Source organism: Xenorhabdus beddingii (assembly GCF_002127545.1).
Classification (GTDB): Bacteria; Pseudomonadota; Gammaproteobacteria; order Enterobacterales; family Enterobacteriaceae; genus Xenorhabdus; species Xenorhabdus beddingii.
In genome coordinates, this window is sequence record NZ_MUBK01000003.1 from 20,570 (window position 1) to 46,314 (window position 25,745).

A 25,745-nucleotide genomic window follows, 5' to 3' on the forward strand; every position below is an offset into this window, starting at 1 on the left:
TCCCCAGCCATGCTTAATCACAATGGTTACAGCAGCCGGATAAATGCTCAATGATGGGGCACTCAGCCCCATCATCTCCCGGGCACTCCGCCGCCAATGCCAGCAATTTTTCTTTTATCTTCTGCAATTCCACCATCGTCTTTTCTATTTCGGTCACTTTTTGCAGCGTCGCTGTTTTTACATCGGCACTATGACGACTGGGATTGCGAAATAGCCGCAATAACTCACGACACTCCTCCAGCGTAAATCCCACTTCTTTTGCCTGACGCAGGAGTACCAATTCATCAATATGCTTTTGCTGGTAATAGCGATAGCCATTATCCCCCCGCCCCGGGGCCGTAATGAGATCTTTCTCTTCATAAAACCGGATAGCTTTGCTGGTTAAACCGGTCTTTTGGGCAATTTCACTAATGTTCATCATTTCCCCTTGACCTTCCCCTTGCAGGAAGGTTTAGCCTCATTGATAAGTATATCACCCTGTACCAGGAGATAATGTTATGTCCACAACCACCCTTCTTGCTCTTCAAGGCTTAACTTGTATGCATTGTGTCGGCAGAGTCAAAAAAGCGCTGGAAAAAATATCCGCTGTTGAACAAGCCGATGTCAGTCTGGATTATGCCAAAATTATCGGCGATGTCTCACCTGATGTATTGATTGCCGCCATTGTTGCCGAAGGTTATGCAGCCTCTGTGGCTACGCAACCTGATATTGAGTTGCGGCTGTCCGGTTTAAGCTGCATGAGATGTGCCGGGAAAACACAGAAAGCATTAGCCGCAGTGGAGGGAGTCATCGCGACGGAAGTCGATACTCAAACGGCAAAAATCTACGGTAAAGCCGAGAGCCGCATTTTAATTAATGCCGTCAAACAAGCCGGATACCAAGCCGAATTAGTCACGGCGGTAGATTTCCCAAAAACTGAGCCGCTGGCAACATCTGCCCCACAAACTCCGGAGTCTTTGGCAGCGGCAACACTTTCCTCCCCAATACTTTCCTCCCCAATACTTTCCTCTCCAACACTTTCCTCTCCAATACCTTCCTCCCCAATAAAAGCAGCTCCGGTAAAAATGTCTCCCGTAAGAACAGATCCAACCTATACAACACCCATTGCGCGCACTAAAAACGAGGTGATTGATGATGACAGTGTTCAGTTATTGTTGGATGGCATGAGCTGTGCCAGTTGTGTCAGCAAGGTACAAAAAGCACTGCAATCGGTTGATGGTGTGGAGCACGCCAGAGTCAATCTTGCGGAAAGAAGCGCGTTAGTGACGGGCAGCGCATCACCAAGTGCTTTGATTGAAGCGGTTATTAAGGCGGGTTATGGTGCCGAAATCATCCAAGATGAAACGGAACGCCGTGAACGTCAGCAACACGTTGCACAAGCCAACATGCGCCGTTTCCGTTGGCAATCGGCCTTTGCATTAATCGTTGGGATACCCGTCATGATTTGGGGCATGATGGGGGATAATATGATCCTCACGCCTGCAAACCACTCGATTTGGCTCACGATTGGGTTACTGACACTGGCCGTCATGATCGTCGCGGGCGGGCATTTTTATCGCAATGCATGGCAGAGCCTGAAAAACGGCAGCGCGACGATGGATACCCTGGTGGCACTGGGTACTGGTGCAGCATGGCTCTATTCGATCAGTGTCAATTTGTGGCCGGAAATCTTTCCCCCCCAAGCCCGTCATCTTTATTATGAAGCCAGTGCCATGATCATTGGTTTAATCAACCTGGGTCATGCCTTGGAACAACGCGCCCGCCAACGCTCTTCCAAAGCGCTTGAACGATTATTGGATTTAACGCCACCGACCGCCCGTGTGATCACGCCTGAAGGCGAAAAAACACGGCCACTGGCTGATGTTAAACCCAATATGACATTACGGCTGACAACGGGCGATCGTGTTCCTGTCGATGGTGAAATTATTCAGGGTACCGTTTGGCTGGATGAGGCCATGTTAACCGGTGAGCCGATAGCTCAACAAAAATCAATCGGGGATACGGTTCATGCGGGAACTCTGGTTCAAGATGGAACCGTATTGTTTAACGCCAATGCCATTGGCAGCCAAACAACGTTGGCGCGCATTATCAAATTAGTCCGTCAGGCACAAAGCAGTAAACCAGAAATCGGCCAACTGGCCGATAAAATATCATCAATATTTGTGCCTGTTGTCGTTGCCATCGCCCTGATCGCCGGCGCAATCTGGTACTTTACCGGCCCGGCACCACAAATCATGTATGCGTTGGTTATCGTGACTACGGTATTGATTATCGCCTGCCCCTGTGCCCTTGGGCTGGCAACCCCCATGTCGATTATTTCTGGGGTAGGACGGGCTGCCGAGTTAGGGGTACTGGTGCGCGATGCTGATGCCCTGCAACAAGCCAGCCAACTGGATACGATTGTCTTCGACAAAACCGGCACCCTGACTGAAGGTATGCCACAAGTGACAGAAATCCATACCTTTAATGGTTTTACCGCAGAACAAGTTTCGGTCTGGGCTGGTGCATTGGAAAACGGTTCGAACCACCCTCTGGCAAAAGCCATCTTGAAGAAGGTTGAAGGTCAATCGTTACCGGAAGTACAACAATTCCGGACTCTAACGGGACTGGGAATACGGGGGGAGATTGGCGATGCCACTTTGTTATTGGGCAATCAAAAATTGCTTGAGCAAAATCAGGTTGAAACCGCAGAATTAAAACCATTGATTGCCGCACAGGCAGAAAAAGGAATAACGCCGGTTATTCTGGCGGTTAATGGGAAAGCCGCCGCCCTGTTTTCCATCCGCGATCCTTTGCGTCAAGATACCGTTTCTGCCCTGCAACGCTTGCATCACCAAGGCTATCGTCTCGTCATGTTGACAGGAGACAATCCCGTCACAGCCAATGCCATCGCCACAGAAGCCGGGATTGATCAAGTCATTGCCGGTGTCCTGCCTGATGGCAAGGCATCCGCCATTCAATCACTTCAGGCAGGAGGGAAAAAAGTAGCCATGATCGGTGATGGCATCAATGACGCCCCCGCATTGGCACAAGCAGATGTCGGCATTGCAATGGGAGGTGGCAGTGATATCGCCATTGAAACCGCCTCAATGACGCTGATGCGCCATAGTCTTCACGGGGTCGCTGATGCGGTTGAATTATCCAGAGGCACATTACGCAATATGAAACAGAACCTGTTTGGCGCCTTTATCTACAATATCTTAGGCATCCCAATCGCAGCAGGCATCTTATATCCTTTCACCGGTACTTTACTGAACCCGGTGGTGGCAGGCGCGGCAATGGCACTCTCTTCAATTACTGTCGTCAGTAATGCCAATCGGTTATTGCGCTTCAAGACGAAATCCTGAAACCACATTCAAAATATCCATGAAAAGCTAAACAGACTTTGTTTGGCTTTTCATCCCGCACTTTTCCTCCTTTTCTGCCAACGCCTAACGAGTTAGCATACCCTTTAATGCCCGCTATTGGAGTATGCAACATGGGAAAATTAATGACATATTTCAACAATATATTAGGATTCAATTCTCAACGGCATTACCCTTATCCTGCTTTCGACATGAATCTGGAACAAAACAAACAATTGCATATTGTTGGCAGTATTCATATGGGAACCGAGAACATGTTCCCACTTTCTGAGGTGCTGCTCGACCAGCTAGAACAATCTGATGCACTTATTGTCGAAGCGGATATCACACAAGCCGGTTCTCCTTTCAAAGAAACGTTCCCTGAACAAATTGCACTATCACAACGTTTATCTGCCGAACACTTTGGCTGCTTACAGCACTACTGCCGGGAGACCAATCATCCTGTTGCCCTGCTGGACCCATTACCATCATGGCAAATCGCCTTGATATTACAGGCTGCCCAAGCCCAATATTTAGGATTGCGCCCCCAATATGGCATTGACTGCCAATTACTGAACAGTGCAAAAGCTATCAATAAGCCGGTTATCGAATTGGAAGGCACTGATGCGCAGGTTAACCTGCTCACCAGCCTGCCAAATGGAGGTCTTGCATTGTTGGAAGATACACTGACCCATTGGCATACCAATGCCCGCGCTTTGCAGACGATGATTAGTTGGTGGATGAATTACAGGCCCGAACAACAACATCAGGTATTGCCGATGACATTCTGCGACGAGATTTATCAAACCTTAATGACTGAGCGCAACCAGCAATGGAGTGAGCAGTTACATGGTTTGCCAGCAGGAAAATATCTGGTTACGGTAGGTGCCTTGCATCTTCATGGCGAAAACAACTTACGGCAAATGCTGTTAAGGCTACAGGAAAAAATATGACTCCCGCTATTGTTTTACTGGAAAAGCAAAAAATCAATTTCAAACTTCATCCTTATGAACATGATACCCATGAACATAATTTCGGGGATGAAGTGGTTAAAAAACTCGGCTTAGATGCCAAACAGGTTTTTAAGACCCTACTGGTTTCATTGAATGGCGATCCCAAAAACCTGGCGGTCGCCGTTACGCCGGTTGCTGGACAACTGGATTTGAAAAAAATCGCCAAAGTTTTCAAAGCCAAAAAAGCAGATATGGCAGAGCCTCTGTTAGCACAAAAAGTCACGGGTTATCTCGTCGGTGGCATTAGCCCATTAGGGCAGAAAAAACGTCTGCCCACGGTCATTGACATTCAGGCGCAAACATTGCCGACTCTATTTATTTCAGGTGGGAAACGTGGGTTGGATATTGAATTATCCCCCGCTGATTTATGCCAACTACTCAATGGTTCATTTGCGGATATTGCTAAACTTTGAAAATGACAAAAATTAAGTTGCCTTTTGCACTCATGGAATACATACTTTGAGTGTGTGTTTAAAATGTGTATTTAGGGTGTGCTATGAAACATAGAGTTAATGTAACCGTTGATAAAGAAAATTATCTGATCCTGAGTTCCGCAGGTGTCAATATTTCAGGTTTGGTTAATGATGCCATGATCAAAGAAGCTCAAATTATCAAAGCTGAAAATTGGAAAACAGCGAATCGAAAAGGAATGGAAGAGGTGGCTCAATTTATCGAACAGTATGGCTCATTTGCTGATGAAAATAGGAACTGGTAAATGCAATTTTTTGTTTATCAATACAAACGGAGTGGCAGCAAATATAACATGTTTGTCGATGTACAAAGCGATATCATTGAAACATTTGGTAGGCGAATGGTTATTCCTTTGGTTGAAGTGCATCATTTCTCAAACAAGGTAAGCACTCATCTATTCCCTATTGTGCAAATCAGAGATGAAAATTACCGACTTTTAACAACAGAACTTTCAAGTGTATCAGAAAGCGTAATTGGTGAAAAAATCACTGATCTAAGCCAATGGTCATCAGATATCAAGGATGCGATTAACCTATTGTTTTGGGGAATTTAAATATTACGCATAGCACACCTGATTAATAGTAAGTAAAAGACCATCTATCTTTCAGATGGTCTTTTTAGTCAGGTAGCTAACAACAATCTATCAATGAGTCGTTATTGCTTACGCGAAATTTCACCTTTCGGCTCATAATCAGAAGCCTTCAATGGAGAGTGTTTTTCAATATAGCCTTTCAACACTTCAGCATCGACAAACCCCGTATCAACGTAACCCGGTAAATTATCAACACGTGGATAACCATCTCCCCCAATCGCGTTGAAATTCAAGGTTGCCATACGATAAGTTTTATTTGGATCTAATGGCTTGCCACCAATTTTTACATCGCTGATATTTTTACCATTAATCACGAAACTCACATTATAGAACTGCCCATAAGCACCGGAATCCTTTTCCATATTGGCAACCGCTGTCAAATAAGGCAAAACTTCACTACCTTTGAAGTCTACATAAACCAGTTGATTAGCAAATGGATGTACTTTCAGGACATCTTTGTAAGTAATATTCCCTGATTCAATTGAATCACGAATTCCACCCCCACTCATCACTGCAAAATCAGCGTCTGCTCGCTCCATTTGGGCAGCCAGCACAAGATGTGCCATATTAGTTTGCACGAAACGCACTTTACTGCGATCACCTTCTAATTTGCCATCTACCGAGCCTAACTGCACACTAAGTATCTGGTTGCCTTTGTCCTGATAAGGTGTCAACAGTTTAAGCATCTCTGGGTTTTGCGGGATTTCATGCGTATAGTAAACACGCTCCGTACTGCCATCTTCTTTGGTCACTTTTTTATTTAAGTTAATGGGAATCAATTGGTAATGAACCAGTTTGAATTCACCATTACGGAATTGAAAATCAGCACGGCCAACGTATTTTCCCCATTCATGGGCCTGAACAATCCATGTGCCATTTTGACGATCTGGAGAGCAGGGGGTGCCCGGAACATAATCCACTTGTTTATAATTTTTATTCTCTGCGGACATACAGACCGGATTTTGTGAGTGACCGCCCACAATCATATCTAAATAACCCGTAGGTAAACTACGCGCCATTTCAACATCTCCCGGCGCATTGGAACCATGATGACCATCGTCATAGTGCCCCATATGCGTTGCGGCAATAATCACATCCGGTTTTTCGTTCTTTTTCAGCTCATCAATCACTTTTTTGGCTTCGTCAGCAGGAACACGAAATTCAACATCGGGAAAATTAGCCGGGTTACCGACTTTCGCTGTGTCATCAGTGGTCAAACCAAGCACCGCAATTTTCACGCCCTGTTTATCAAACATGACATAAGGCTTAAACAAGCGCTTACCTGTACTGGTTTGGTAAATATTGGCAGATAAAAACGGGAAGTTGGCCCATTTCTGCTGTTGGTACAATACATTCAAAGGCTTATCAAACTCATGGTTCCCCAAGGCCATCGCGTCATAGCCCACCAGACTCATCCCCTTAAAATCCGGTTCGGCATCTTGCATGTCTGATTCCGGCACCCCCGTGTTAATGTCACCACCAGACAATAACAGTACGCTCCCCCCTTTCTTGGCAACTTCCTGACGAATGGCGTCTACTACCGTTTTTTGAGCCGCCAACCCATATTCATCATGATCGTTATGCCAGAAATGACCATGGTGATCGTTAGTATGCAAAATGGTAATGTCATAAGTTTTATCTTGCTCCCAGGCATTGGCAATGAGTGGCGTCAACGACAGAGAAATAGCAAGAGCACATACTGACGCTTTAAACGAAAATTTCATGGGATATCTCCATGTTCTTTATGAGTTATACGACGGTGATGAGTAATATGAATATTGACAAACTATCCCCAAATGGGATGCGATGATGGCACAATGGCGCGCTGCGTTATACCGCATTTTTCTGATCAGGATTGCATACTTGTGTCATTAAATAATGCCTTCTTTCACTTTTTTGAGATAGCTATCAAATTATACCGATATAAATAAAAATTTATTAGCCGCCTAAGATGTACTATGGTGTAAAAATCAAACAGAACTTACACCAACCTTCTGATATCTCCCTATAGGCGACATGAATAAGCGAATTAACATGAGTGAACAAAGCGATACAAAACCCTTGCCAGCCTCATCAACAAAAACACACAAGACGGTTTTTTCAATACTCGGAGCCATCAGTTTATCTCACTTGCTGAATGATATGATCCAATCGTTGATTCTGGCAATTTATCCCCTGCTACAATCGGAATTTACGCTAAGTTTCATTCAGGTTGGATTGATAACCCTGACCTATCAGGTAACCGCATCCCTTCTGCAACCCCTGATCGGCCTATATACCGATAAACATCCACAACCTTATTCCTTGCCTATGGGTATGGGGTTTACCTTATCGGGGCTGCTTCTGCTGGCTTACGCAGAAAGTTTCCCGGTTATCTTGGTGGCTGCTGCATTAGTCGGAACCGGTTCGTCAGTTTTCCATCCGGAATCGTCACGAGTCGCAAGAATGGCATCCGGCGGACGCCACGGGCTGGCTCAGTCTTTATTTCAGGTAGGGGGAAATTTAGGCAGTTCTCTTGGGCCTCTGCTCGCCGCTATTTTTATTGCGCCTTACGGCAAGGGAAATGTTGGGTGGTTTTCTCTGGCAGCACTGCTTGCCATCGTGATCTTATTGCAAGTCAGCCAATGGTATAAAATGCAACACAGAACGGCCGTTCCCCAATCCGCGCACCGTGTTTCTCTGCCTGCCTTATCCAGAAAAACCGTGATACGTTCTTTTGCCATTCTTCTGATACTGATTTTTTCAAAATATTTTTATCTCACCAGCATCAGCAGCTATTACACCTTTTACTTGATCCAAAAATTCGGTATATCAATACAAAACGCCCAAATCCATCTGTTTGTCTTTTTATTCTCCGTAGCAGCAGGCACCATGATTGGAGGTCCTGTTGGAGATAAAATAGGCCGGAAATATGTTATATGGGGCTCCATTCTCGGCGTTGCGCCTTTCACTCTGGCGCTCCCTTATGTATCCCTATTCTGGACGGGCATACTGACGGTCATCATTGGCATAATATTGGCATCCGCATTTTCTGCTATCTTGGTTTATGCCCAAGAACTCGTTCCCGGTAAAACCGGCATGATCGCGGGTTTGTTCTTTGGTCTCGCATTTGGTATGGGGGGCATTGGAGCGGCAATTCTCGGCTATGTTGCGGATAAAACCAGCATTGAATTGGTTTACAAAATTTGTGCTTTCTTACCACTTCTTGGTATTTTCACCCTGTTACTGCCAAATATAGAAAAGAAAACATAAAAAAACTGTAAATTCATTATGATAATGTAATGGCATTCACATTATCCCACTTTGTAAACAAGCGTAAATAATGACAAAATCCACATAAATTCACATTAAAATAGTAATTATGTAGATTACCCTTGTTTTTACCACTCTGTATATTTTTTATCAAGTTCATCTTTGATTACTTATAAAATATATTATTACCTACCTAACCAGACAATTTATTATATTCTTTACCCCAAAAGGAGACTTGATGGCGCATTCGACACCTCTTATCACGACCATTGTTGGCGGTTTTGTTCTCGCCTATCTGCTTGGCATGCTTGCGCAGCGCCTAAAAATCTCACCTCTGGTAGGATATCTGGTAGCCGGTGTACTGGCGGGACCTTTTACACCCGGCTTTGTTGCCGATACTTCCCTGGCTCCAGAACTTTCAGAAATTGGCGTGATCTTACTGATGTTTGGTGTCGGTCTGCATTTTTCACTTAAAGACTTGTTAGCCGTCAAATCCATTGCCATTCCTGGTGCCATTGCCCAGATTGCCGTTGCAACCTTACTGGGAGTAGGATTATCCGCTTTACTCGGATGGGGGCTGTTCAGTGGTATTGTATTTGGCCTCTGTCTCTCCACTGCCAGCACCGTCGTACTGCTCAGGTCACTAGAAGAACGGCAGCTCATTGATAGCCAAAGAGGGCAAATTGCCATTGGCTGGCTGATTGTTGAAGATTTAGCCATGGTACTGGCGCTGGTATTACTCCCCGCAGCAGCAGGTATTCTGAATAACCAAGATGCCAACATTGCTCAATTGCTGCTTAAACTGGCCATCACCATTGGCAAAGTGATTGTCTTTATTTTATTGATGGTTTTCGTCGGCAGAAGAGTTATCCCCTGGTTACTGGCGAAGACAGCGGGTACAGGCTCCCGTGAGTTATTTACACTGGCGGTACTGGCTATTGCATTAGGTGTTGCTTACGGTGCAGTCACCCTATTTGATGCGTCATTTGCTCTTGGGGCATTCTTTGCCGGTATGGTACTGAATGAGTCCGAATTGAGCCACAGGGCAGCACAAGATACGTTACCGCTCAGGGATGCGTTCGCGGTTCTTTTCTTTGTCTCCGTTGGTATGTTGTTTGACCCCATGGTTCTGTTCCAGCAGCCCCTCGCGATCCTGGGAACGCTTACCATTATTATTATTGGCAAATCATTGGCCGCCATGTTGTTGGTCAGGATGTTTGGTCATTCACGACGTACTGCTTTGACCATCTCTGTCAGTCTCGCTCAAATCGGTGAGTTTGCCTTTATTCTGGCTGGCCTTGGGGTCACACTGGGGTTGTTGGATGGGGAAGCCCGTAGCCTTGTCTTGGCGGGAGCCATCATTTCCATCATGTTGAATCCTATTCTATTCAGTTTGCTGGATCGTTATCTGGAAAAAACAGAAACCATTGAAGAGCAATTACTCGAAGAAACACTGGAAGAAGAGACCCAGATCCCCGTTGATATTTGCGGCCACGCCATCATCGTAGGTTATGGTCGGGTCGGGCGTCAGCTTTCCCAACGCTTACAAGAAAAAAATTTTCCAATCGTGGTTATTGAAGATACACGATCCCGGTTTGAAGAATTGGGGGAAATAGGCATCAGTGCCGTCATGGGCAACGCAGCCAATAAAGATATTATGGCTCTGGCAAGGCTCGATTGCGCCTGTACCTTATTCCTGACGATCCCCAATGTCTACGAAGCCGGTGAAATTGTTGCTAATACCCGAGAAATTCGGCCAGATATCAATATCATTGTACGCGCCCACTATGATGATGAAGTCGCTTATATTACAGAGCGTGGCACTGACCATATCATTATTGGCGAGCATGAAATAGCGCGGGCGATGGCTGATGCACTTTCTGGATATGAGGTGAGTTGCCCGATAGCGCCACCGCCATCACTTTCACCAGCAGCCCCATCGTCAACAGCGTAATTTTCTGCTGTACAAGGAATATCCCCTAATCCGGGGATATTCCAAATTTCCGGCATCAACGTTCCCAGTAAGACTCTTCCAAACTATCTTCTCTTTCTGGCAATCCCCGTGTCAGGCGGGGAGCATGTTGGCTCAATACCTGATAACTCACTCTATTCGCGTACTTACATACCTGAGCCAAAGAAGAGTAAGTTAAATAAGAGCGCATATGTTTGCTGGAATTAGGCACATTCATGCGGTGATAACTGTTGGCAGTAATATCATGCAGCAACGCAGATAATGCGCCATCGCCTGCCCCATTGGTATTCATGATCTTTTCAGGTCCCCCCATATAAGGTTCAATATGGGAATAGACGCGCATTGGATCCCGGCAATCCATTTTACGCATCGCACGACTGAATTCATAACGGTTAAATTCGGCAATCGCACCGGGCAATAAAGGATGGGATGTTTGACGTTTGTATTCTTCTTCAGAATAACCTGCCATATATAACCCGGCAGGCCCTGCGGTACACAACACCAAATCCACCCAGTCGAGAGCCTTGTCTGCCGCCAACAAAGGATCACTGAAACCTGTCAGCTCAAAGGCTTCGTCTTCATTCATTGCGACCACTGAAACATTTTCAGCCAGAAAGTCACGCCACCACTGAGGATCATCAGCAATGACATATTTTGTTCCCAATGTCAGCACAACCGGTACATTGTGTTTCTTCGCATATTCGATGGCTTTCATTGTTGCTTCTGGCATGGGTTCACCCGATTTACAACGTACCAGATACGCGGTAATCACTAATGCAGAGGCTTCCGCAATAATATGTTCAGGGATGCTTTCTGGGCGAAGCTGATTCATTAAACCTGGGCTGATAGCAAAAGTTCTTTCGCCATTTTCCGTCACCAAAGTAAAACAGCGACCAATTGGGCCATCAACGCCTTGTAAATGGTTCAAATCCATACGGCTGGATGTATTGCAAAGATAGCAATATGCGTAACTGCCTATTTGGATATTATTGCACATGGCACCAAGCAACACAGATTTGTCATCGGCCAAAACAGAATAATTATGCAAGGTATTGCCAATGGTACCGCCCGCAAACTCATGGCTGATCAGATTGTTATCTGTCAGTTCTTTATAGAGTTCTTCAGCAACATCATCTTCAATCACTAACGAGTGTCCCTGGCTCAAGTTATAACGCTGGATAAAACTTTCATCGACCTTGGCTTCAATGTCTACCAATGTTTGGTCAATACCCACGATGTAGGCTCGATTATTTTCAGTATCCATCATCTCTTTAATGGGCTGGAGCAGAGGATCTCTTAAACTGACAGGAAAATAGTGTTTTGATTTACGCTTACCAGGGAATTTCATAATTAATTGCTGTTATAGAGCCAAAATATGCTGCATATTAGCACAATATGGTGTAGCCACAATATGGTGTGGTTACAATATGGTGTAGTTACAATATATTATAGTTACAATATGGTGTAACACAGATAGCCCCTGTTGCAATAACAGGGGCTATCTGTGTGGTCTTTCAGGTTGCAGCTTTGTTGGCGGTGCCCAGTGCTGCAACCTGAAATTTATTGAATATCGATAATGTTATGCTGCTTTTTTCTGGCGACTACGGACCATGTGGCCCAGCAGAACAAACATCACAGACAGAATAAATCCGATAAAACCCGCACCAATCAAAATTAACAGGCGCTTAGGTGAGTCTTTTGACGTGGGTTCATAAGGTTCCTGCATAAACTTGAAGGGCACAAAATCAATTTTATCCACATTCACTTTTTGCAGATTTTTAATATATAGCTGACGGTTACGCAGATCGGCATCAATTCTGGTTGGATCAACAATTTCTTCGGTAATTTGCAGCTTACGTTGCAACGCATCAGAACCCAGTGCAATCGAATAATCCGGGTCATCCTTGATCATCGCACCGCCATTTGATACAGGTCTTTTAACGCCGGCGGAGTTAGCAATAGAAATTGCATACTTCAATCGCTCAATATCCACACTGCGCATATTGGCAATCCGTTCCAAATCAATGGCATAAAGTTTCTGCGAATATTCCAGTTTCTGATGAACCATATCATTCAGTTCATCCTTCATTTGATCACGTACCACGGAAGAAACGTATCTGATATAGCCAGTTAACAGATTGTAGGCATTTTTCGAATTGTCCGCACTGAAAGAAAGTGTGGTTTCATCAACGTCATCATCTTTCTTAGGCAAAGACGCGGAGATATTTTTATTAACCACTTGCTCGATCAGTTTCCTTTTGTCCTGAGCAGAAAGGTCATGATTCTTAGCAAGCAACTCCTTAAAATAATCGGTATTGACCAAATACTCCTCACGTAAGACACGTGAATTATAGTTTTCAATAAAACGATTATACAGCGATTCCTCTGTCATTTTCGGTTCAAGATTCAGAACGTGCAAATTTGTTAATGCATTGTTTAATGGCTGGAATTCTTCCAACCCCGGTTTAACCACCACGGCTGTACTGGTCCATTTCTGTGGCAGGAATGATGCAACACCGAAACCAACAACGGCAAAAATAAATGATATTGCAATGATCAGATATTTTGATTGGAAGAGTACAGTGAATAATTCAAACAGATCAATTTCATCTTCTTGTGCCGGATGATAATAGTTTGAATTCTCTTCATAAAAATCGGGATGTTTAACAGGTTTATTACTCATTATCTCTATGTCCAATCCAAATAATTTTGCTTTTCATTAATGATATGCAAGCGTTTTCTCCTGCTCACAGAACTCATTGCTTAAAAAACATCCTTGAAACTCATGCAACTCTCTATGCTTGTTACTCATCGTGTTAGATAATCCCCCATAACAAGCCGTTGCAATTTACTGAATGATATTCTTTACCAAATTTTCGAGCAACGAAATATGGGGCTCATTATCATTAAGTGCAGAGATATATTCAAACTTTTTTCCCCCCGCATTCAAAAAGATAGTCTTATTCTGTTGCTTAATTTCTTCCAATGTTTCCAAACAATCTGCTGAGAATCCCGGACACACCACTTGAACATGCTCCACACCCTGATCGGGTAATGACGCCATTGTTTTGTCTGTATAGGGTGATAACCACGGTAAACGACCAAAACGAGACTGATATGTCATGATGATCTTATCTGCCGGATAATCCAGTGCCTGAGCCAATAATTGAGTGGTCGCCTTACAATCCCGCGGATAGACATCCCCCATCGTTGCCAGACGTTCAGGAATACCGTGATAAGAAAAGATCAAACGATCCGGATGTCCATGTTTTGCAAAACTCTGTTCAATGGTTTCCCTTAACGCCGCAATATAAGCCGGATGTGTGGCATAACTACGGATAAAATGCAGAGTAGGAATGGTACGATATCCCTGCAATATCTTACTGATGCTATCAAACACTGCCGCTGAAGTCGTACTGGAGTACTGAGGATAAAGTGGCAATATAATCAAATCATCAATATCTTTTTGCAATAAACTATCGACAGCCTGAGACAAAGAAGGTGAGCCGTAAGTCATGCCTAAAACAACAGGAATATTTGCCAACTTCTCATTCAACAACGTCTGCTGACGACGGCCGTAAACCAGCAAGGGAGAACCCTCTTCCATCCAGATTTCCTGATAAAGCCCGGCAACACGGTAAGAACGGAAAGGAAGAATAAAGCCGTACAATATCGGCTTCCAAATCAACGGAGGAATATCGACCACCCTCCTGTCACTCAGAAACTGCGCCAGATAACGTCTGATCGCTGCGGGTGTCGGTGCGTCAGGTGTACCAAGATTAACCAATACCACCCCATACTTCTTGCTACTCATTACTCAGTACTCCATTTTACTGACTGACAATCTAGTATAAAACATGAGTTATAGTCACATATAACATTTCATGGAGTGAATTTCTCATAGAGTGCGGTAGAGTGCAAAAAAGTCAGGCGGTATCAATACCGCCTGTTTTAACCATTCAGGTATACCCGTCATACTTCAAGTTGCCTCTTTGTTAGCTATGCTCCCGGGGATGAGTTCCCTTGCCGCCGCGATGCAACTCGAATTATTTTGGGCATATACGCTAAATTACTCGCCCAGAATGCGGGCCAGCTCTGCGCTGACTTCAGATACCTGACGAGTGCCATCAAGCCTGAAGTATTCTGTATTACCTGCCTGCGCTTCTTTCTGGTAGTAAGAAACCAGAGGCGCAGTCTGTGCGTGGTATTCAACCAGACGTTTACGAACGGTATCTTCCTGATCATCTTTACGAATGGTCAGTTCTTCACCCGTTGCGTCATCTTTGTTTTCCACTTTTGGTGGGTTGAATTTGATATGGTAAACGCGGCCTGATGGTGCGTGCACACGACGGCCAATAATACGTTCAACAATGATGTCGTCAGGAACGTCAAATTCCAGAACAGAATCAATCTTGATGCCCGCTTCTTTCATGGCATCTGCCTGTGGAATGGTACGTGGGAACCCATCCAACAAGAAGCCATTGCGACAATCATCTTGTTTGATGCGCTCTTTAACCAAGGCAATGACCAGCTCATCAGTGACCAGTTTGCCATTATCCATCAATTCTTTTGCTTTTAAACCCAACTCTGTGCCAGCCTTAACTGCGGCACGCAGCATGTCACCTGTCGAAATCTGAGGGATCCCATATTTCTCCATGATAAATTGCGCCTGAGTCCCCTTACCGGCGCCTGGTGCGCCCAGCAGAATAATACGCATTGCGTAAATCCCCTTGCTATTTGCTTTTCGTATTTTAAAGAAAACGTACCACCATACCATTTGAATAGGCTATGGCTCAAGAAAACAGGTAAACGTTTTCGCATTATCCACAAAAAAAATAAACCACGCTTCATTTTTCATTGAAGCGTGGTTTTTTTATCATAATCTCAGTGAGATTAAGCGGTTTCAGCTAATAATAGTTGATTCATTCGACGGATGAATTGGTTTGGATCATCCAATGTGCCGCGCTCTGCAAACAGTGCCTGCTCCAGCAACAATTCTATCCAATCAGCAAATTGCGCCTCATCATCAATGTCAGCCGCTTTCTTAACCAAATTATGTTCTGGGTTCAGTTCAAAGTTATAACTGACTTCTGGTGCCGACTGACCTGCCGCCGCAAATAACTTCGCCATTTGGGTGCTCATTCCATTGGCATCGGTTGTTACGATGGCTGGCGTATCTGTCAGGCGATGAGTTAATTTCACTTCCTTCACACGCTCGCCCAGCAAGGTTTTCACACGTTCAATGAATGGCTCCAGTTTTTTGTCCGCATCTTCCTGTTCAGCCTTGTTTTCATCCGCCAGTTTATCCAGGGATTCATCAGACTTACTAACAGACTGGAGTGATTTACCATCGAATTCAGTCAGATAACTCATCATCCATTCATCGATACGGTCAGACAGCAATAGAACTTCAATACCTTTCTTACGGAACAGTTCCAAGTGTGGACTATTCTTCGCCGCTGCGTAGCTATCCGCAGTAATGTAATAAATCTTCTCCTGCCCTTCTGCCATTCGGCTGACATACTCTTCCAGAGAGACGTTTTGAGTTGAACCGTCATGGTGAGTGGTGGCAAAGCGCAGTAATTTAGCGATGGCTTCTTTGTTGGTTCCGTCTTCAGCCGGCCCTTCTTTCAGCACTAAACCGAACTGCTGCCAGAAAGTCTGGTATTTTTCCGCATCATCTTTTGCCAGTTTATCCAGCATCTGCAATACACGTTTAGTCAGTGCACTACGCAAATTGCGCGTAACTGTGCTGTCTTGCAGTATTTCACGGGAAACATTCAACGGCAGGTCATTGGAATCTATCAGACCACGAACAAAGCGCAGGTAGTTTGGCATGAACTGATCAGCTTCATCCATGATGAATACACGCTGTACATACAGTTTCAGTCCATGTTTGTGTTCACGGTTCCACATATCCCACGGCGCCTGAGAAGGGATATACAACAGGCTGGTATATTCCTGCTTACCTTCAACGCGGTTATGGCTCCAGATAAGAGAATCGGTAAAGTCATGGGAAATGTGCTTATAAAACTCTTGGTATTCCTCATCACTGATTTCGGCTTTACCACGGGTCCACAGGGCTTGGGCTTTGTTAATTTTTTCCCATGAGACCGTAACTGTGTCGTTTTCTTCGTCTTGAGTTTGTGTTTCTATTTCAACCGGCAAGGCAATGTGATCAGAATATTTGCCGATGATGGAACGCAGACGCCAGTCATTGAGGAATTCGCTTTCACTATCACGCAAATGGAGGGTAATTTCTGTGCCACGTTCTGTTTTTTCAATATCAGCAACGGTGTAATCACCTTCGCCCGTTGATTCCCAGAACACGCCTTGATCAGCCGCACTACCGGCTGCACGGGTACGTACAGTCACTTTATCCGCAACGATAAACGCAGAATAGAAACCGACACCGAATTGACCAATCAATTGGCTGTCTTTTGCCTGATCAGAACCGATGGATTCAAGAAATGCTTTAGTGCCGGATTTTGCAATCGTTCCCAGATTATCAATCACTTCATCACGGGACATACCAATACCGTTGTCGCTGATGGTGATGGTTTTCTGCTCTTTATCAACCGCCAGACGCACACGCAATTCGCCATCATTTTCATACAGCTCAGGGGTGGATAATGCACGGAAGCGTAATTTGTCTGCCGCATCAGATGCGTTTGAAATCAATTCACGGAGAAAAATTTCTTTGTTGGAATAGAGAGAGTGGATCATCAACTGCAACAGTTGTTTGACTTCAGACTGAAATCCACGGGTTTCCTGACCTTTCATATTCATTTATTACCTCAATCTAAATCCAGTTCAGATATGTAAAATCGGACGATGGTAATCAGATGGGGATAGGTTCGGAGAGTTTCAAGTTGGAATAACAAGAATAATGTAAAATTAGTTCAGTCAACGGGGATTTTTGTTATGGATGGTGACATGAGCCACAGCACCATCCATTGGAATGACCCTTTTGAATCGGGCAGTAAATCACACGTCAGTGATTTTTTGACGGCCAGCCAATGAATGGGACAGTGTTGTACCATCTACCATTTCAAGCTCACCACCCACCGGAACACCATGAGCAATTCGGCTGGCAGTGACACCATACTGCGAACACATTTCTGCAATATAGTTTGCCGTTGCCTCTCCTTCGACGGTCGGATTGGTGGCCAGAATAATTTCTGACAATGTTTCAGAAGATAACCGTTCTTCTAAACGATCCAAACCAATATCCATTGGCCCAATGCCATCCAGAGGCGATAAATGCCCCATCAGGACAAAATAACGCCCCGCAAACTGACCGGTTTGTTCAATGGCATGAATATCAGCCGGGCTTTCCACCACACAAATCTGCCCGCTCTGCTGACGACGGGGATTAGCACAAATGGTGCACTGTTCCTGTTCGGTGAATGTCCGGCAGTCCTGACAGTGACCAATTTCAGACATTGCTCTCGTCAGTGCCTGCGCCAGCCGCATTCCACCACTGCGTTCCCGCTGCAATAGATGAAATGCCATCCGCTGAGCAGATTTGGGGCCTACGCCGGGCAAACAGCGCAGTGCTTCCATCAGCGATTCAAGAAGAGGGCTGGTTTGCATTAGAATGGCATCTTAAAGCCAGGCGGTAATTGCATTCCGCTGGAAACACCCGCCATTTTTTCTTTCTGGGTTTCTTCAATACGACGGGCCGCATCATTGAACGCAGCGGCGATCAGATCTTCCAGCATATCTTTGTCATCGTCCATCAGACTTGGATCGATTTCAACACGGCGGCAGTTATGTGCACCATTAATCGTGATTTTTACCAGACCCGCGCCGGATTCACCCGTCACTTCCAGATTGGCAATTTCTTCCTGCATTTTCTGCATTTTGTCTTGCATCTGTTGGGCCTGTTTCATCAAATTGCCCAAACCACCTTTACCAAACATAATTATCTCTCTTCGCTATAGCCACAGCATAAAAGGTACACTGCGGCGGTTAAACAGGCCGGATACTTTCTTCATCCAATTCCGCATCAAATAGCTGCTGAAGTGTTTGAATCGTTCTATCCGAAATAATGGATTGGCGCGCTTGTGCCAATTTTTCTTCATAAATGGCTTGCCGCCACTCCAAAGGCGTTTTTATCGCAGGATTATCATCTTCAATGATGCTGAGTTCAATCGGTTTTCCATGCAACTCACTTAACGCTTCGGCCAATGTTTTTTGTGCCGATGCTGAATTAAGATGGCGTTGTTGTGAACGTAAATGCAGACAGAACCGATTGTCATCAATCTGTTCTTTAAATGCATTCAGCGCGACCTGCTGCACCAATTTAGGAATCGGTAGTTTATCAATTTCTGCGGCCCAGGGATCTCTCTCTTTCGATTCAATCGCCAACTTTTCTGCCAATTCTGATGTCTTTTCATGCTCAAGCGCGGCTTTTATCGCTTTAGGCGTCGTCATCGACGGCTGTTTTTCTTCAGCATTTTCAATCTTTGTTGCGCGCCAACGATATGCCTCTTTTTTTACCGGCCTGGCCTCCCTTTCCTTAGGGATATAAGATTGAGGGCGCTGTTCAGCCACCGCCACCAAACGTTCCAGTGCCGAACTTGCCGGCTTCGCCTTTGCAGACTCTGCCGGCTCAGGCTTTTTTGGTGGCGTATTTCCTTGCCGGGTCAGCGAACTTCTTGCCTGCAATAATTTTGCTGTCGGGCTGTCCGTTGTCGATGCCGAGTCCATTGATTGAGGCATTCTCTGTTCAGCATGCGCGCTTTCTTCATTCTTGGGCGAAAACTGAGCGGGAATGGGTGCCACAGGGGCTAGCCCTGTTGGTGATGATACCGGGAGTGGCACAACTGGTGATGGTGTTTCATCAATCACTGCTTTAGGGTGAAATGCCAAAGCGCGCAATAATGCCATTTCAACGCCCATCCGACGTTCGGGGGCATAAGGGAGTTCTTTGCGTCCCACCAGTAATGCCTGATAATAAAGCTGTAAGTCAGTCGGGGAAATTGACCTCGCCAGCAGGCGCAAGCGCCCTTCCGTTGAAGAAGTTTCACTTTCAGGCTGCTGGGGCAATAACTGGAGCATCGCAATGTGATGCAACTGCGCCAACATTTCGACCAACAAATTTTCCCAATCCACACCACGGGATGCAACCTGTTCAACCAAATCCATCACTTGCTGCCCATCAGCACGTACCAGTGATTCAATTATCGCCAACGGTTGATCATCATTCAGCGTGCCCAACATTTGGCTGACGATATCTGATGTCAGTTGTCCCCCACCAAGCGCAATGGCTTGATCGGTTAAACTCAGGGCATCACGCATACTGCCATCCGCAGCCCTGGCAAGGAGCTGGCGGGCACGGACATCACTTTCTATCTGTTCTTCATGCAGGACATGTTCCAACTGGCTACTGATTTGATTCACATCAAGTGCTTTCAGATGGAATTGCAAACAGCGTGAAAGAATAGTCACAGGTAATTTCTGTGGATCTGTCGTTGCCAAAAGGAATTTCACATGTTCAGGCGGCTCTTCCAAGGTCTTCAATAAGGCATTGAAGCTATGGCGGGAAAGCATGTGAACTTCGTCAATAAGGTAAACTTTAAAACGGCCACGGGCAGGAGCATACTGGACGTTATCCAGCAATTCGCGGGTATCTTCTACTTTTGTTCGGGAAGCAGCATCGATTTCAATCAGATCGACAAATCGCCCCTGTTCAATTTCAAGACAGTTCACGCACTGACCACACGGCGTCTTTGTAATACCCGCTTCGCAGTTGAGTCCCTTGGCCAGCAGACGGGCAATGGTGGTTTTACCGACACCTCGAGTGCCGGAAAAAAGATAAGCGTGATGGAGGCGCTGGTGCTCGAGACCATTCGCCAGTGCCGTCAGCACATGTTGCTGACCGACTACATCAGAAAATATTTGTGGGCGCCACTTACGGGCAAGTACCTGATAGCTCATGAATACCGGGAAAATTGAACATGACTGTCTATCATGCTAGCACAGCCTCACCCTGAACGGCGAGGCTGATATACCAATAATGTAAAATCAGGATAATCAGTGGCCAGGGAATTCAACAATCGTATAGCTCTCGATGCCCTGTTTTTTCAAGCGCTCAACGCCACCTAAATCGGGTAATCCAATGATAAATGCCGCTTCAGAAACTTCACCGCCCAACCGACGGATAAGATTTGCTGTTGCTTCAATGGTGCCGCCTGTGGCAAGAAGATCATCAATGACCAGAACTTTGTCCCCTTCATGGATGCTGCTTTTATGAATTTCCAGCGTGTCGGTGCCATATTCCAGATCGTAAGTTTCACTTAACGTCTCACGCGGTAATTTGCCTTTTTTGCGCACAGGAATAAAACCCACCCCCAAGCGCAGTGCGACAGGGGCACCAAATAAGAAACCACGGGCTTCAGTACCAACAATTTTCGTGATGCCTGTTCCCTGATAGCGCTCTACCAACAGATCTATCGCAGCTTGGTAGGCGGTAGGATTATCCAGCAATGTTGTAATGTCACGAAAAAGTATGCCTGCCTTTGGATAATCAGGGATCGTTTCGATACTATCTTTAATAAATTGGAGTTGTTGTGCGTTAGCGGTCATAATCGATGCCAGCCAGTTATAAAAACGAAAACGGTAAAATCTATGCAAACTACCGGAAAAAAGCAACTGCAAAGCAAATTACAGCCTGTATTTTGTTGATTCAGGTCAACCAAGCCGGCTTTTACCCATCTATCCAATGGATTTCAAGGATGCAGCGCAACCAACAAAACGACAACTTGAAAGACGACAGGTATAGATTATTAACAATAACGGGACACTGATGACCATACAAAATTTATTAAACACACTTGAAAAACAAATCAGTATCCTGGAAAAAGACCTCACTTTATTGTCTGACACCCCTTTTTCCATTCCTCGTTTTGAGAGAACACTATTCCATCATCACAGCAATAAACTCGGTGGATACCTGCAGGAAATCAAACAGAATATGGAACAATTGAAGTCCTGTGTAAACGATCTGCGCATTGAGCAAGTTAAATTTCTTTCTGAACGTTTGGTAACACAAATCGAAGCATTGAAACGCGAACTCTCCACTCAGGCACTGCGAAAGCAAGAGGAAAAATTTGAACGCAGATCACAAGAACGGGATCTTTATCAACGACTGGCGGAACATCAAGATTATGAACGCCGTTTAATGACGATGATTGATGACAGAGAGTTACAATTAAATAAACAAAATACCCTGACTGATAAGTATAAACTACAAAAAGAGATCGCGGCTCTGGCGGGAAGATTGGCCCGCTGTCGCCAGGCATTGATGCGCATCGAAAAATCGATAGAAAAGCAGGAAAATTCAGATTAGCCACAAAGGAAATATCCCGTTATGACCCTCGAACAAGCACCACCTGAAGTGCAGCTTGCTGTCGATCTTATTTATCTGCTCGAAAGCAATGAAATTTCTCCGGCCATCGCTCTGGCTGCACTGGAAATTGTCAGGCATGATTTTCAGGAAAAGCTGGAAAAACAAGCTCTACCGCCTGAGGAATAAGCGAGATCTATGCTTACTTCCTCAGGCCCCATTTAAAATGGTTTAACCCAAAAAATAATTAAGGCAGGAATGGCTTGTCGCCAGAAGAACCGCCATCTGCATGGCGGCTCCCAATGTTCAATGATTTGTCCACTTCTTGCAGACTTTCACCCTGCCCATTATGTAAGTAAACTTCCAACTGATTGAATGCAATATTAATGTCATTTTCCCGACATAATTTATCAATATTGCGGTTAACTTCATCCACGGTACGGCTGCGATCGCCTAATTCCCGTACATAAAGCCTCAATTCATGATCCAAGGTGCTGGCACCAAAACTCATAAAGTAGACTTGTGGCCCCGGTTCACTCATCACACGTGGATTATCATTTGCCGCTTTTAACAAAACGTCTTTCACTTTATCCAGATCAGAACCGTATGCGACCCCAACCTTTATGATGATCCGCGTAATGGTATCCGAAAGTGTCCAGTTGATGAGGCGTTCCGTCACAAATGCCCGATTGGGAATGATCACCTCTTTGCGATCAAAATCGGTAATCGTCGTTGCTCGAATACGGATCTTACTGACTGATCCCGAATAAGTTCCTATTGTTACCGTATCGCCAATACGGACCGGGCGTTCGAACAAAATAATCAAACCCGAAACAAAGTTGGCAAATATTTCCTGCAAGCCAAAGCCTAAACCGACCGAAAGAGCGGCGGCCAACCATTGTAATTTATTCCATGAAACACCCAATGTTCCCAGCGCCGCAATTCCCCCAACCCCGATAATCAGGTAGGTCAGTGTCGTCTTAATGGCATATGAGGAGCCTTGCTGTAACTGCAAACGGGATAGCACCAACACTTCCAGTAACCCCGGCAGGTTTCTCATCATGACCCATGAAATCACCAACATGGCTATCGACAATGCCAGGTCTTTCAAGGTGACGTATTTCAGAACACTGCCCAATTCTGTTGTCGTGCTGTATTGCCATAAATTGATCCCATCAAGGTAAGAAAATACCGTCACCAGGTCGGACCAAATCCCATAAAATGCCCCCAAAAAGATCAAAAACAGCACCATGGTGGTCAAACGTAATGATTGCTGATTAATGCGATCCAAGGCCATGGGTGGCTCTTCAACGACTTCGCCCTCCCCTTCTTTTGTCAGGGACTGACGCCGGGCCACAGCCCGCCGATAGGCAATACGGCGGGCGGCAATTCCCAATCCGCGTAAGCAAGTCTGATAACTGATATGCCAGAGAAACAGCAAATACAGGCTATAGAGCCAACGTTCTGCTAAACGCAACGTTGTGTAGAAATAACCTGACACCATCAATACCATCAAAACCAGTGGGGCAAAAGTTAATAGAGTTACCACAATGGTGCGGATCATGTGGGCGCTTTTTTCTCGCCATACCTGACGACAGAATGGAAAAACAAACAGGAAGACAAAGAACAGACAGATCAATACGATGCATTGGCCAATAACATCATCAGACAAACGCAGGGAATGTTTAACACCCAATGTAATCCAGAACAGAATGGGCAGCAAAGCCATCGACAGGCGTGCAATATTTTTGCGGAATAAGGTGCAATCTGCGCTTACCAAAGAAAAATGCTGCTCTCCAATTCCATCTTTGGTCAGGACTTGGTAACTACAGCTATACATTATCCAAAAAAGTGCCAATTGACGGGAGAACCCCCAGATCAAATCGCCCAAATCATCGCCTGATTTCGAGTACCAATAGCCCATCGCCAATACAATAAAAGCCAGTGGTAACGCTTTTATCAGCGTTAAAATCAGTGCCAGTGGAGTGTGCAACTGGCTGTCACGACGGAACTGCCCCAGCTCATGAGCAATTTTTTGCAGTTGTTTGTCAATCCCTTTAGTTTGCCAACGTAAAAACAAACCTACCAGCACCAGCGGAATGACAAAATGGATGGAATTCTTCAAACCCGTCATCAGGCCACTCAGAGTCAGATGAATATTCAGATGACTCAGCTCCTCTTTAACGAGTTCAGGTAAGGATTTCAGCCAAGTTAAGTTCATCGGCTTATTGCTGTTTACCCAAAAAATTTGCTGGACAAGGGTTTGTTCCAGCGATTCGGTAACATCCAACAATTGCTGCTGATCCATTTGTAAGTTGATGGCATGGGTAATCTGATTTCCCAACTGATTATTGAGCTGATCCAAAAGCCCACGGCGAACATCCAAAATCTGGTTGATGGCATGACGGACTTCTCCCTGCATCACCGGGGATTCGTGCTCTATTTTATTCTGTTTATCTCTCAATAAATTATCGACATAATCATTAACCTGATAAAGCTGATCTCGTTGTTGGGTAATTTCAAATTGTTCCAGACGCAAGTCAGCAATTTTTGTCGGCAGATCCTTTGTCAGCACATCCTGAGGGACTTTCAACTGTTCTTGAAACAAAATACGCGATAGCAATAAGCTGCCACTGCCACGCAACACCTTGACCTGCTCTTTTAGATTCCGTTCTGATTGGATAGCCCTATCCAGATAATTTTTGACACGAATATTTTTCTGCACCAATTGGTTATTACCACGCGTTGCAGTAACCAATCGTTCACTGAGTTCATGATTGTTATCAATTTCGTTTTGAACTAATAAGTTATCCTGAATATGGCTATTTTTGCCATCTTGAGTTTGCGCTTCTTTCGCGGTTTCTTCAGAAATAATCAGCCGCTTACCGCTCACCACATTTTGAATAAATTGGACATAACGCTCCAATTGCCCAATTTGAAACGACGTATAATCCCGTTGCTGCTGTAAAAGCGACTGTAGTTGTGTATTTGCCTGTAAGGATGCCCTTTGGAAATCATTTTGCTGCATCAAAAAAGACTGTTCTACCAACAATAGCGCCGTCCGGGTATAGCTTGACTCTTGCTGCTCAGTGAATGCGTTATTGAGTTGATTACGAATTTGCTGCAATCTCTGCACATTACGTAATAACATCGTTTGTGCCCGTTCAGGTTGCGTTTGCAGCCCAATTAACTGACTGTTGTAGCTGGCAAGATTTTCTTGTGCCCGTTGCAAGCTGTTCAGTGTATTGTTCAGCTTCGATTCAAGCTGTTTCAGCGACAACGTCCCCAACGCCTGTTTATAGTCCTTTTCATCCTGTTCAGCGTTATTTTTCAGGTTTTCCAATTCGGCGATAACTTGACGTGACTTTTGTGGTTCGTCTTGCTGCTTTTTTTTGAGTAGATTGGAGTCCAGCTTCACTTGATCTATTTTGTCAAAAAAAGAAAGTGCCTTTTCCAGATCAGCGATTGACAGCTTTTCCTCAACCGTATGTTCCTTACGTTCAGTCAGGATATTAAGCTGATTTTGAATATCATTGCGGGTTGGGACATCATTACTGAAAGCCGCATTCGCTGGCGAAAAGAAGGTTGACAGGAGAAAGAACAGCCCCGCCAGCCAGATAAAGCGAAAAAATAGTTTAGCGGGGAATTTGTTGCACAAGTCCCCCTTGTTGAGCAAAACACCCAAGTATCGGTTAATAGAAACCATGAACTCATTGACTCATTATTTACAGATAATGGAATAATAGCG

The 25,745-nt window shown here is 45.0% G+C and carries 22 protein-coding genes; 10 read left to right on the forward strand and 12 right to left on the reverse strand.

The genetic code is table 11. The features are described from left to right. Window positions 1-13: 13 nt before the first annotated feature. Window positions 14-418, reverse strand: a complete 405-nt coding sequence (cueR, locus tag Xbed_RS02505) for a Cu(I)-responsive transcriptional regulator (protein ID WP_086111377.1) — start codon at window positions 416-418, stop codon at window positions 14-16. A gap of 79 nt (window positions 419-497) precedes the next feature. On the opposite strand from cueR, the gene copA reads away from it, so the two are divergent. The 5 genes from copA (at window position 498) to ccdB (ending at window position 5,381) form a co-directional block, all read left to right on the forward strand. Next, window positions 498-3,347, forward strand: coding sequence for a copper-exporting P-type ATPase CopA (gene copA / locus Xbed_RS02510; protein WP_086111378.1), 2,850 nt, complete (start codon window positions 498-500; stop codon window positions 3,345-3,347). A 131-nt stretch (window positions 3,348-3,478) separates the two neighbouring features. Then, window positions 3,479-4,297 (forward strand): TraB/GumN family protein, encoded by an 819-nt coding sequence (locus Xbed_RS02515; RefSeq protein WP_086111379.1) that lies wholly within the window; start codon window positions 3,479-3,481, stop codon window positions 4,295-4,297. Further along, entirely contained in the window at window positions 4,294-4,770 is a 477-nt protein-coding gene (gene ybaK, locus Xbed_RS02520) for a Cys-tRNA(Pro)/Cys-tRNA(Cys) deacylase YbaK (protein WP_086111380.1), read from the forward strand. Before Xbed_RS02515 ends, ybaK begins: the two co-directional genes overlap by 4 nt. 83 nt (window positions 4,771-4,853) lie before the next feature. Next, window positions 4,854-5,072, forward strand: coding sequence for a type II toxin-antitoxin system antitoxin CcdA (gene ccdA / locus Xbed_RS02525; protein WP_086111381.1), 219 nt, complete (start codon window positions 4,854-4,856; stop codon window positions 5,070-5,072). Next, window positions 5,073-5,381 carry a type II toxin-antitoxin system toxin CcdB gene (gene ccdB, locus Xbed_RS02530; protein WP_086111382.1) on the forward strand — a complete coding sequence of 103 codons (309 nt, stop codon included), beginning with the start codon at window positions 5,073-5,075 and terminating at the stop codon, window positions 5,379-5,381. Between the two features lie 101 nt (window positions 5,382-5,482). Here ccdB and ushA read toward each other — a convergent pair whose 3' ends face one another. Then, complete coding sequence (gene ushA, locus Xbed_RS02535) at window positions 5,483-7,144, reverse strand: bifunctional UDP-sugar hydrolase/5'-nucleotidase UshA (RefSeq protein ID WP_086111383.1); 1,662 nt, start codon at window positions 7,142-7,144, stop codon at window positions 5,483-5,485. A gap of 310 nt (window positions 7,145-7,454) precedes the next feature. Here ushA and Xbed_RS02540 point away from each other — a divergent pair, with 310 nt between their 5' ends. After that, window positions 7,455-8,672, forward strand: coding sequence for an MFS transporter (locus tag Xbed_RS02540; RefSeq protein ID WP_086111384.1), 1,218 nt, complete (start codon window positions 7,455-7,457; stop codon window positions 8,670-8,672). Window positions 8,673-8,910: 238 nt separating this feature from the next. Then, on the forward strand, window positions 8,911-10,626 hold the full coding sequence (gene ybaL, locus Xbed_RS02545; RefSeq protein WP_086111385.1) for a YbaL family putative K(+) efflux transporter: 1,716 nt from the start codon (window positions 8,911-8,913) through the stop codon (window positions 10,624-10,626). Window positions 10,627-10,681: 55 nt separating this feature from the next. Here ybaL and Xbed_RS02550 read toward each other — a convergent pair whose 3' ends face one another. The 9 genes from Xbed_RS02550 to apt form a co-directional block, all read right to left on the reverse strand. Beyond that, complete coding sequence (locus tag Xbed_RS02550) at window positions 10,682-11,992, reverse strand: inosine/guanosine kinase (protein ID WP_086111386.1); 1,311 nt, start codon at window positions 11,990-11,992, stop codon at window positions 10,682-10,684. 231 nt (window positions 11,993-12,223) lie between these two features. Then, window positions 12,224-13,327 carry an LPS O-antigen length regulator Wzz(fepE) gene (gene wzz(fepE), locus Xbed_RS02555; protein ID WP_086111387.1) on the reverse strand — a complete coding sequence of 368 codons (1,104 nt, stop codon included), beginning with the start codon at window positions 13,325-13,327 and terminating at the stop codon, window positions 12,224-12,226. A 165-nt stretch (window positions 13,328-13,492) separates the two neighbouring features. Next, window positions 13,493-14,458 (reverse strand): ferrochelatase, encoded by a 966-nt coding sequence (gene hemH, locus Xbed_RS02560; RefSeq protein WP_086111388.1) that lies wholly within the window; start codon window positions 14,456-14,458, stop codon window positions 13,493-13,495. A 255-nt stretch (window positions 14,459-14,713) separates the two neighbouring features. Beyond that, entirely contained in the window at window positions 14,714-15,361 is a 648-nt protein-coding gene (gene adk / locus Xbed_RS02565) for an adenylate kinase (RefSeq protein WP_086111389.1), read from the reverse strand. Window positions 15,362-15,537: 176 nt separating this feature from the next. Next, window positions 15,538-17,427 carry a molecular chaperone HtpG gene (gene htpG, locus Xbed_RS02570; protein WP_208612183.1) on the reverse strand — a complete coding sequence of 630 codons (1,890 nt, stop codon included), beginning with the start codon at window positions 17,425-17,427 and terminating at the stop codon, window positions 15,538-15,540. 204 nt (window positions 17,428-17,631) lie between these two features. Further along, a complete protein-coding gene (gene recR / locus Xbed_RS02575) occupies window positions 17,632-18,240 on the reverse strand; it encodes a recombination mediator RecR (protein WP_086111391.1) in 609 nt (202 codons plus the stop codon). Beyond that, window positions 18,240-18,569, reverse strand: a complete 330-nt coding sequence (locus Xbed_RS02580; protein ID WP_086111392.1) for a YbaB/EbfC family nucleoid-associated protein — start codon at window positions 18,567-18,569, stop codon at window positions 18,240-18,242. Before Xbed_RS02580 ends, recR begins: the two co-directional genes overlap by 1 nt. 49 nt (window positions 18,570-18,618) lie before the next feature. Further along, on the reverse strand, window positions 18,619-20,589 hold the full coding sequence (dnaX, locus tag Xbed_RS02585; protein ID WP_086111393.1) for a DNA polymerase III subunit gamma/tau: 1,971 nt from the start codon (window positions 20,587-20,589) through the stop codon (window positions 18,619-18,621). A gap of 96 nt (window positions 20,590-20,685) precedes the next feature. Beyond that, window positions 20,686-21,237: an adenine phosphoribosyltransferase gene (gene apt / locus Xbed_RS02590; protein ID WP_086111394.1), complete on the reverse strand. Its 552-nt coding sequence runs from the start codon at window positions 21,235-21,237 to the stop codon at window positions 20,686-20,688. 5 nt (window positions 21,238-21,242) lie between these two features. Between apt and Xbed_RS19690 the strand changes: the two genes are divergently transcribed. Genes Xbed_RS19690 through rsmS form a run of 3 tightly spaced genes read left to right on the forward strand, consistent with a single transcriptional unit; the run spans window position 21,243 to window position 22,186 of the window. After that, complete coding sequence (locus tag Xbed_RS19690) at window positions 21,243-21,458, forward strand: hypothetical protein (RefSeq protein WP_086111395.1); 216 nt, start codon at window positions 21,243-21,245, stop codon at window positions 21,456-21,458. Then, window positions 21,458-22,000, forward strand: coding sequence for a primosomal replication protein PriC (gene priC, locus Xbed_RS02600; protein ID WP_086111396.1), 543 nt, complete (start codon window positions 21,458-21,460; stop codon window positions 21,998-22,000). Before Xbed_RS19690 ends, priC begins: the two co-directional genes overlap by 1 nt. 21 nt (window positions 22,001-22,021) lie before the next feature. Further along, entirely contained in the window at window positions 22,022-22,186 is a 165-nt protein-coding gene (rsmS, locus tag Xbed_RS02605) for a pleiotropic regulatory protein RsmS (RefSeq protein ID WP_086111397.1), read from the forward strand. Between the two features lie 58 nt (window positions 22,187-22,244). Here the strand turns inward: rsmS and mscK are convergent, their stop codons facing one another. Further along, on the reverse strand, window positions 22,245-25,703 hold the full coding sequence (gene mscK / locus Xbed_RS02610) for a mechanosensitive channel MscK (RefSeq protein ID WP_086111398.1): 3,459 nt from the start codon (window positions 25,701-25,703) through the stop codon (window positions 22,245-22,247). Between the last annotated feature and the right edge of the window lie 42 nt (window positions 25,704-25,745).